Origin of the sequence: Actinoplanes sp. NPDC051513, assembly GCF_044454685.1 — a bacterium.
In the GTDB taxonomy this organism is placed as follows: Bacteria; Actinomycetota; Actinomycetes; order Mycobacteriales; family Micromonosporaceae; genus Actinoplanes.
The window spans coordinates 251135-259334 of record NZ_JBITDW010000004.1 but is presented as its reverse complement, the minus strand read 5'-3'; the positions used below and the strand labels follow the sequence as shown (position 1 = coordinate 259334).

Here is an 8200-nt window from a genome sequence, read left to right as displayed (position 1 = left end):
CGGGCGGGGCCGGCGGGCCCCCCCCCCCATCCCCCCTACGGGCGGCTTCGTCTCGGGGGGTTGTTTTGGGGGGGGGCGCTGCCCTTTTTGGGGGGCCCCCCCCCCCACCTGCTGGGAGCGCTCCCATACATCGACGATCGTAGTTACGTTTGGCGGAGATGAAAAGCGCTACGCCGGCGCCGGGTTCCGCTCGAACGCGTCGAGCAGCACCTCGATCTCGCGCCCGAGCGCGCCCAGCGCCGCGGGATCGCGGGCCAGCAGCAGCCCGGCCTCGGCGAGCGCCCCGCGCAGCACCGACAGCCGCGCCTCGACGTCCCGATCGCCGGTCGCCTGCTGCAGCCCGCGCCGCAGCAGGTCGCCCACATACCCGTCCTCGATGGTCCGGACCTGCTCGGGGCCGAGCACCGCCGGGCCGTCGATCAGCAGGATCCGCCGCACCCCGGGGTCGCGATAGGCGTCGAGCACCACCGTGCACCCGGCGCGCAGCGCGTCCCACCCGATCCGTACCGAGGAGGCCGACACGAACCGCTCGGCGAGCCGCCGCTGCCGGAAGACGAGTGCGCCGCGGAACAGGGCCGACTTGGTGCCGTAGCGGTGATACACGGCGCCGCGGCCGACCCCGGCGAGCCGCGCCACCTCGTCGAGCGACGTGGCGGCGTACCCGTCCCGCCCGAACGTCTCGGCCGCCGCGAACAGCAGCGAATCCTCGGTCTCCCCCGGTGCGCGCATGACCCTCAAGCTATCGAAGTTACTGAATGTATGCCGGAACGTCTCAGCCCGTGGTGGCGTACAGGCGGATGACCGCGGCCGGGCAGCTCTTGACCGCCAGCTCGACCGCCTCGCGCTGCGACTCGGGCGGCGAGCCGTCGAGGACGACAACCACCGCCTGCTCCTCGTCCTGGCCGAAGACGGCGGGCGCGGTCAGCGCACACGTCCCCGAGCCGATGCACAGGCTCGTGTCGACCGTTACCTTCATGGGGCAGCTCCACATGTGCTCCACGGTGGGCGAACGCTCCAACACTGCCCGTCATCGCGAGGCTCGTCAATACGTGCCGCCACTGAAAGAGGCTAAGGCCGTTTGGCTCAGTCAGCAACCCGACAGTACAAGGGAAATGTCCGTCCGGACAGTCCTTCTACGACCAGAGAGGGTCGATAGTCGGGATGCGCGGCGGCGAGTCGTCCGGTTCGGTCGATGGGAATCCGGGCACCGGCACGGCAGGGTGGGGCTCGCTCGCACAGCGACCCGGGGTGGAGGAGATGGTCACGGTGACGAACGCGGTTGTTTTCGTTCAGGCGGACAGATTCGAGGTGAACGCCGCACGCTGCCTCGATTACTGCGCCGTCCGCCGTTATGCGGTGGCCGGCCTGATCTGCGGTGACTGGCCCGCCGCGCTGCGGATGCTCAAGGACGGGCTGGCGTCGGTGATCGTCGTGTCGTCGCCCGCCCAGCTCGACCCCGATCGGGAACCCCGCATCGAGGTCGTGCCCAAGCGGCTCAACTCGCGCCGCTATGCCACCCGCCCGGTGGCGCGGATGGCGACGCTCACGTAAAGCGGGCGACTTCGCGGCCGATCAGAGGGGCTCAGTAGAGTTCCTGGGGTAGGCCATCAGCGAAGGAGACGGACGGACATGGCGGGCGACGCCGACAAGAGCGCGGGGCTGGACCCCGAGCGGCTGGCGATCTGCCTGGCCGTCCTGGCCGAGGCCGAGATGCTCCCGCCCGAGCATCCGGACGCGGTCGCCGTCCGGCGGGCCACCGCCGGGCTGTTCAAGACCGTCAAGCTGCAGCGCCGCCGGGAGCGGCGCGACGCGGTCCTCACGGCCGACCGTGAGGTCACCGAGGCGACCGCCACCGGCGCTCCGGGCCGCATCGACGACGAGACCGCCGGCATCCCGCTGCGCACCACGATCACCGGCGGCACGGCCGGCGTGCTGCGCCAGGCCCGCGGCTGCTACGTCTGCAAGCAGCGCTTCACCGTGGTCGACGCGTTCTACCACCAGCTCTGCCCCGACTGCGCCGCCACCAACCACGCCAAGCGCGACGCCCGCACCGATCTGACCGGTCGCCGGGCCCTCCTGACCGGCGGACGCGCCAAGATCGGCATGTACATCGCGCTGCGCCTGCTGCGCGACGGCGCCGACCTCACCATCACCACGCGCTTCCCGCACGACGCGGTCCGCCGCTACGCGGCGATGCCCGACAGCGCCGACTGGCTGCACCGGCTGCGGGTGGTCGGCCTCGACCTGCGCGATCCCGCCCAGGTCGTCGGCCTCGCCGACTCGGTCGCCGCGCGCGGCCCGCTGGACATCCTGATCAACAATGCCGCCCAGACCGTACGCCGCACGGCCGGCGCCTACGCGGCGATCGCGGCCGCCGAACGGGAGGCGCTGCCCGACGGGCCGCTGCCCGAGCTCGAGTACTTCGGGACGGCCGGCGTCTCGCCCGCGGCCGTGCTCACCGCCGGCGGTGGGTCCTCCTTGAGCGCGCAGCAGGTCACCGAGCTCGCGCTGGTCGCCCGCTCGGCCGCGATCGACGCCGGCGGGCTGGTCCCCGACGTCACCACGACCAACAGCTGGAGCGACCGCGTCCACGAAGTCGACCCCCTCGAGTTGCTCGAGGTGCAGCTCTGCAACGTGACGGCGCCGTTCATCCTGGTCAGCCGCCTGCGCCCGGCGATGACGAGGTCGGCGTTCCCGCGCCGCTACGTCGTGAACGTCTCGGCCATGGAGGGCATCTTCACCCGCGGCTACAAGGGCGCCGGCCACCCGCACACCAACATGGCCAAGGCCTCGCTGAACATGCTGACCCGCACCAGCGCGGACGACATGTTCGCCGACGGCATCCTGATGACCAGCGTCGACACCGGCTGGATCACCGACGAGCGGCCGCACCCGGCCAAGATGCGGCTGGCCGGCGAGGGCTTCCACGCCCCGCTCGACCTGGTAGACGGCGCGGCCCGGGTCTACGACCCGATCGTCCGCGGCGAGCACGGCGAAGACTTGTACGGCTGCTTCCTCAAGGACTACGCGCCCGTCGCCTGGTGACACGAAACGAGCCACACCCGGTGGGGTGTGGCTCGCCCGGTCATGTGCGACTGAGGGAATCAGCCACGAAGACCCTGGGTGCTGCCCGGGCCGAAGCTGTTGCCGTTTCCGTTGCCCCAGCCGTTGCCGTTCCCGTTGCCCCAGCCGTTGCCGTTCCCGTTGCCGTTCCCGTTGCCGTTCCCGTTCCCGTTCCCGTTCCCGTTCCCGTTCCCGTTGCCGTTGCCGTTCCCGTTGCCGTTGCCGTTGCCGTTCCCGTTGCCGTTCCCGTTGTTGTTGCCGTTGTTGTTGCCGTTGTTGCCGTTGCCGTTGCCCCAGCCGCCGTTGTTGTTGCCGTTGCCCCAGCCGTTGTTGTCGTTGCCGTTGCCCCAGCCGTTGTTCCCGTTGCCGTTGCCCCAGCCGTTGTTGCCCCAGCCGTTGCCCCAGCCGTTGTTGCCCCAGCCGTTGCTCCAGGAGCCGTGGCCCGGCCACCATCCACCGACCCACCACTTGCCCGGCCAGTGACCCGACCAGCCGTGGCCCCAGTCGTCGTAGTCGACGACCAGCGCAATGCGCTTCCGGAAGGCGCCGGTGCGGACGGTGATGCAGTCGTAGTCCTCCCAAAAGCCCTCGTCCTGGCCGTAGTCGCCGGCCCGCTCACACATCCGCCAGCTGCGGAAGAACCCGACGAGTCGGTCGCCCCGGTCGCTGCGCGACTGAGCGCTGGCACCGCCCTCCGACCGCGCCGCCCCCTGATCGGTGCTGGAGGCGGCCATGGCCGGTCCCACACCGACCGTGACGCCCGTTACCAGGCCGAGGCCGGTCATCATAAGCATCCGGGTAAATCGGTTCATGTCACACCTTCTCTTGACAAAGAGTTATGCCTTGACAAGGGGACCACGCTCACGGAATGTGATCAGTGGGTTTCGCCGGGTATACCCCGATCGTGGAAGAACGGACTCCGCCTACTCTTCGGGCATGGCGAGGTACGCCGGACGCAAAAGGTCGACAACGGGACGACCGTCATGCGAGAGCGGCGGTGGATCGAGCTGGTCGAGCAGCGCATCGGGTCTGGTGGCGGCCCCCGGCCGCCCACTGACGGCGGCCTGGGTAGCCGGCTGTCCACCCCAGAAAGCATCAGCCCATTCCGCGGCCGAGATCGGTGGATCGGAAACATCCGGAATTCCGGCCGGGCGGGCGGTGTCGTGGGTCGCGGCGGCCGCCGACGCGCGCAGCTCCCGCAGATGCAGCAGCAACTCGTCCCGGTGCCGCCCGCGCCAGGCGAACACCCCGAACGGGTCCTCCTCGAACGACCGGGCGAGCGCGTAACACGTGGCCGCGAGATGCACGCACGGCATGGGCCAGCGCTCGCAGGCGCAATCCATCGCCACCTCGTCGAGCGACAACGGCACCAGGCTGAGCCCCGCCCCCGCGAACACCTCCCCGATCCCGGCCGGCATCCGCCCGGCCAGCAGATCGGCCGCGAACCGCGCCTCGGCCACCAGGTCCTGCTCGACCCGCGCCCACTCCGAAGCGCCGAAGGACCGCACCGCGATGCGCGCCCGGAACGCCTTGGGGTCGTCCGGCCCGCGAACCAGCGCCACCACGAGGCTTCCCGAGATGGTCAGCTGTCGCACGTGCCCCGCGCGCTCGTCGCGCCGCCCGCGGGCGAACGTCGGCCCCATCCGCAGCGATTCGAACGTGCCGAGGAACGCGAGCGCCAGCCGGTCGTCAGTCAACGATCGCCTCCGGGGCCAGTTGGACGAGCTCCCGCAGCGAAGCCGTGTCGAGCGCCGTGAGCCAGCCCTCGCCGTTGCCCACCACCCGTTCGGCGAGCACACCCTTGTCGGCGAGCAACCGGTCGATCCGCTCCTCGAGGGTGCCGAGGCAGACCAGCGTGTGCACCTGCACGTCACGCCGCTGGCCGATGCGGTAGGCGCGGTCGGTGGCCTGGGCCTCGGTTGCCGGGTTCCACCAGCGGTCGACGTGCACGACGTGGTTGGCCGCGGTCAGGTTGATGCCGGTGCCGCCGGCCTTCAGGGAGAGCACGAAGATGCCGGGGCGCGGGTCGTTCTGGAAGGCGGCGACCATCGCGTCGCGCTCCGGACGCGAGGTGCCGCCGTGCAGGAACCGCACGGGCACACCGAAGCGGGCCGCGAGGTGCGGGGTCAGCATCGCGCCGAACTTCGCGAACTGGGTGAAGCACAGCACGCTCTCCCCGTCGGCCAGCGCGCCGTCGAGGATCTCTTCGAGGCGCTCGAGCTTGCCGGAGCGCCCGGGCAGCGGCGAGCCGTCGCCGAGCAGCAGGGCCGGGTGCACGCACGCCTGTTTCAACTTGGTCATCGCCGCCAGCACGATGCCCTTGTTCCATTTGTGGCTGCTCTCGGCCAGGTGCGTGGTCATGTCCTCGAGCACCGCCCGGTACAGCGTGGCCTGCTCGGTCGTCAGCCCGCACAGGTGGCGCACCGCACGCTTGTCGGGCAGGTCGGTGATGACCGCCGGATCGGATTTCACGCGTCGCAGCATGAACGGCCGGGTCGCCTGGCGCAGCCGGGCCGCCGCGTCCTCGTCGCCGAACCGCTCGATCGGCACGGCGAACCGCGCCCGGAACGTGTGCGACGACGCGAGCACGCCCGGATTGAGGAAGTCGAGAATCGACCACAGCTCGGCGAGGCGGTTCTCCACCGGCGTACCCGTCAAGGCGATGCGCACCCGCGAGGGGAAGCGACGGACGGCCTTGGCCACGACGCTGCCGCTGTTCTTGACGTGCTGCGCCTCGTCGAGCACGACCCGGTCCCACGAGATCGCGGCCAGATCGTCGGCGTCGCGGACGGCGGTGGCGTAGGTGGTAAGCACGATGTCGGCGCCGGCGAGCGTGGCCGGGGCGGGCCGCTCGGCGCCGTGCAGCATTTTGACGACCAGCGACGGCGCGAACCGCTCGCACTCGCGCTGCCAGTTGCCGAGCACCGAGAGCGGGCAGATCAGCAGGGCCGGCCCCGACCGCCGATGCAGCAGCAGCGCGAGCAATTGCACAGTCTTGCCCAGGCCCATGTCGTCGGCGAGACAGGCGCCGAGCCCGAGGCCGTCGAGAAAGGCCAACCAGGAGAAACCCCTTGTCTGGTACGGCCGCAGCACGCCGGCCAGGGCTTCCGGCGGTTCGAGCAGCTCGAGCCGCCGGTCGAGCTCGCCCGAGAGCAGGTCGGCGAGCCATCCCTTGCCCCCGACCGCGGTGACCGGCAGCGGCAGCTCCTCGGGCGGCAGCAGTTTGATCATCCGCAGCGCCGCGCCCGCCGTCATCGAGCCGCCGCCGCGCTCGAGGAACCGCAGGCCGGCCGCGAGATGATCGGGGTCGAGGTGCACCCAGCGCCCGCGCAGCCGCACGAGCGGCACCTTGGCCTGGGCGAGATCGGTCAGCTCCGTCTCGGTGAGCGACTGCCCGCCGACGGCCAGCCCCCACTGGTAATCGACCATGTGCGCGAGGTCGGCCGCCTCGTCGCGCAGCACCGGGGTGATCGGGTCGCGGCCGCGCAGCTCGAGCGCGAGGCCGAGCCCCTGCCGCTCGCGCCACCACGTGGGGAGCAGCACGCCGTACCCGGCCTCTTCGAGCACGGCGGCCTGGCTGAGGAACGTGTGCGCCTCGGCGGTGTCGAGCACCATGTCGATCGGCCGGGGCACGCGCAGCGCGGCCCGCAGCTCGGGGTAGAGCCGGGCGGCCCGGCCGAGCCCGCCGAGCAGCCGTTCCTGCGGGTGGCGGGTCCAGCGGCGCAGCGGGGCGTACTCGTCGCGCCAGATGTCGGCGGCGGTGACCAGCGCGCTCGGCTCGTCGACCGCCTGCAGCAGAAACTCCAGCAGCCAGGCGTCCCGGCCCCCGGCGGTGGACCCCAGGCCGGACGCGTCGGCACCGGCGGCGGCCGCCGCGTCGGTGGCGTCCGGCTCCTCGTCGAGCTCGTGCAAGTGGCTGAGCCGGAAGCAGAGGCGCACCGCCGCGCCGGAGGCGGCGCTCGCGTGCCAGGCGTCGAGCCGGTCGGCGAGCTCGTCGGCGAGCGCCGGCGCGGCCGTGAACGCCGGGTCGCCGGTCAGCGACGCCAGCCACCCGTCGCCGACGTCGACTCCGGCCACCGCCAGGCGGGTGCGGACCAGGCCGTCGACCAATCTGTTCAGCGCCGCCCCGAGCACGTCGGCCGCCGGCAGGTCGCCGGTCGCGGCCCGGCAGGCGGCCGGCATGCGCCGCAGCAGCTCGCCGCGGTGGATCGCGTCGAAGCCGGTGAGCACCGGCCGCCACCGCGTGATCGGCCCGTGCGGCAGCACCGACGGCAGCACCCGCCCGCGCCGCACGAGGTCGGCCGCGAACGAGCACAGCTCGATCAGCCACCGCGCGTCATGGCCGGCCCGCCCGTCGAACTCGTCGACCAGGTCGTCGTCGACGAACGGCACCGCCACCGCCGGCACGTGCCAGGGCCGCGGCCGCGGCGTCCCTCGCCGGGGCGCGAGCCCGAGCTGCGGCGACGGCAGCGGCCCCGCGCTGGTCGAGGGCAGCACGAGCGTGGCGCGCGCCAGGTCTTCCCCCCACGGCAGCCGGTCACGCTCGACCGCGAACGGATGACCGCTCCCCCGCCGGAATTCCGGCGACATATCCGACTCGCCCCAGAGACAGAGCGCGCCGTCGGCCGCCACGAAACCGTGCAGGACCCGCACCCCCGCCTGGACGACAGCGGTCATCGCAGCGTCCAGACGATGTCGGGCGGCCGGACGCGGGCACATTTCGGATCGCCGTACGCGTCGGTGAGCCCCAGCTCGCCCACCAGGACGCCGCCGTCCTCGAAGGCGCCGCGCAGCAGCGCCGTCGGGATGTCACCGAACATCAGCTTGGCCCGCCGGAACATCTCGAAGCCGGAATCGGAGACGTTTCCCCAGCTCAGGTAGAGGAACCGAGCCCCTGGACGGCCGTGCACGAACGGGCCGCCCACGTCGAGCAGCCCGTCGACCTCGCGCGCGGTCACCTCGAGCTCCCACACCGCCGACGCGGCCGACACCGGCACCCGGTCGACGACCTCGGCCTTGCGCTGCACCCCCACGTGCACGTTGCGCAGCCGCAGCTCATCGCCCGTCGGCAGGTCTCGCCCCTCGATCCGCATCAGCACGGTAACGACTCTAGGCCGGGGGTCCGACAAGACTGGAA

General features: G+C 71.9%; 8 protein-coding genes. 2 read left to right on the top strand and 6 right to left on the bottom strand.

Annotated features, from left to right (window positions below):
- Positions 1–168: 168 nt before the first annotated feature.
- The gene (locus ACIA5D_RS15685) at positions 169–729 is read right to left on the bottom strand and encodes a TetR/AcrR family transcriptional regulator (RefSeq protein WP_396030601.1); all 561 of its coding nucleotides are present in this window, start codon (positions 727–729) and stop codon (positions 169–171) included.
- Between the two features lie 43 nt (positions 730–772).
- A complete protein-coding gene (locus ACIA5D_RS15680) occupies positions 773–976 on the bottom strand; it encodes a ferredoxin (RefSeq protein WP_396030600.1) in 204 nt (67 codons plus the stop codon).
- 281 nt (positions 977–1257) lie between these two features.
- Between ACIA5D_RS15680 and ACIA5D_RS15675 the strand changes: the two genes are divergently transcribed.
- Both ACIA5D_RS15675 and ACIA5D_RS15670 read left to right on the top strand, forming a co-directional pair.
- Positions 1258–1551 carry a hypothetical protein gene (locus tag ACIA5D_RS15675; RefSeq protein ID WP_396030599.1) on the top strand — a complete coding sequence of 98 codons (294 nt, stop codon included), beginning with the start codon at positions 1258–1260 and terminating at the stop codon, positions 1549–1551.
- A 78-nt stretch (positions 1552–1629) separates the two neighbouring features.
- On the top strand, positions 1630–3045 hold the full coding sequence (locus ACIA5D_RS15670; protein ID WP_396030598.1) for an SDR family NAD(P)-dependent oxidoreductase: 1416 nt from the start codon (positions 1630–1632) through the stop codon (positions 3043–3045).
- Between the two features lie 59 nt (positions 3046–3104).
- On the opposite strand, the gene ACIA5D_RS15665 is transcribed toward ACIA5D_RS15670, so the two are convergent.
- From ACIA5D_RS15665 to ACIA5D_RS15650, 4 genes are all read right to left on the bottom strand, one after another.
- Positions 3105–3875 carry a hypothetical protein gene (locus ACIA5D_RS15665; protein WP_396030597.1) on the bottom strand — a complete coding sequence of 257 codons (771 nt, stop codon included), beginning with the start codon at positions 3873–3875 and terminating at the stop codon, positions 3105–3107.
- 111 nt (positions 3876–3986) lie between these two features.
- Positions 3987–4760 carry a hypothetical protein gene (locus ACIA5D_RS15660; protein ID WP_396030596.1) on the bottom strand — a complete coding sequence of 258 codons (774 nt, stop codon included), beginning with the start codon at positions 4758–4760 and terminating at the stop codon, positions 3987–3989.
- On the bottom strand, positions 4753–7740 hold the full coding sequence (locus ACIA5D_RS15655) for a DEAD/DEAH box helicase (RefSeq protein WP_396030595.1): 2988 nt from the start codon (positions 7738–7740) through the stop codon (positions 4753–4755). Before ACIA5D_RS15655 ends, ACIA5D_RS15660 begins: the two co-directional genes overlap by 8 nt.
- Positions 7737–8156 carry a DUF5990 family protein gene (locus ACIA5D_RS15650; protein WP_396031003.1) on the bottom strand — a complete coding sequence of 140 codons (420 nt, stop codon included), beginning with the start codon at positions 8154–8156 and terminating at the stop codon, positions 7737–7739. The genes ACIA5D_RS15655 and ACIA5D_RS15650 overlap by 4 nt, the downstream gene beginning before the upstream one ends.
- Positions 8157–8200 lie beyond the last annotated feature (44 nt).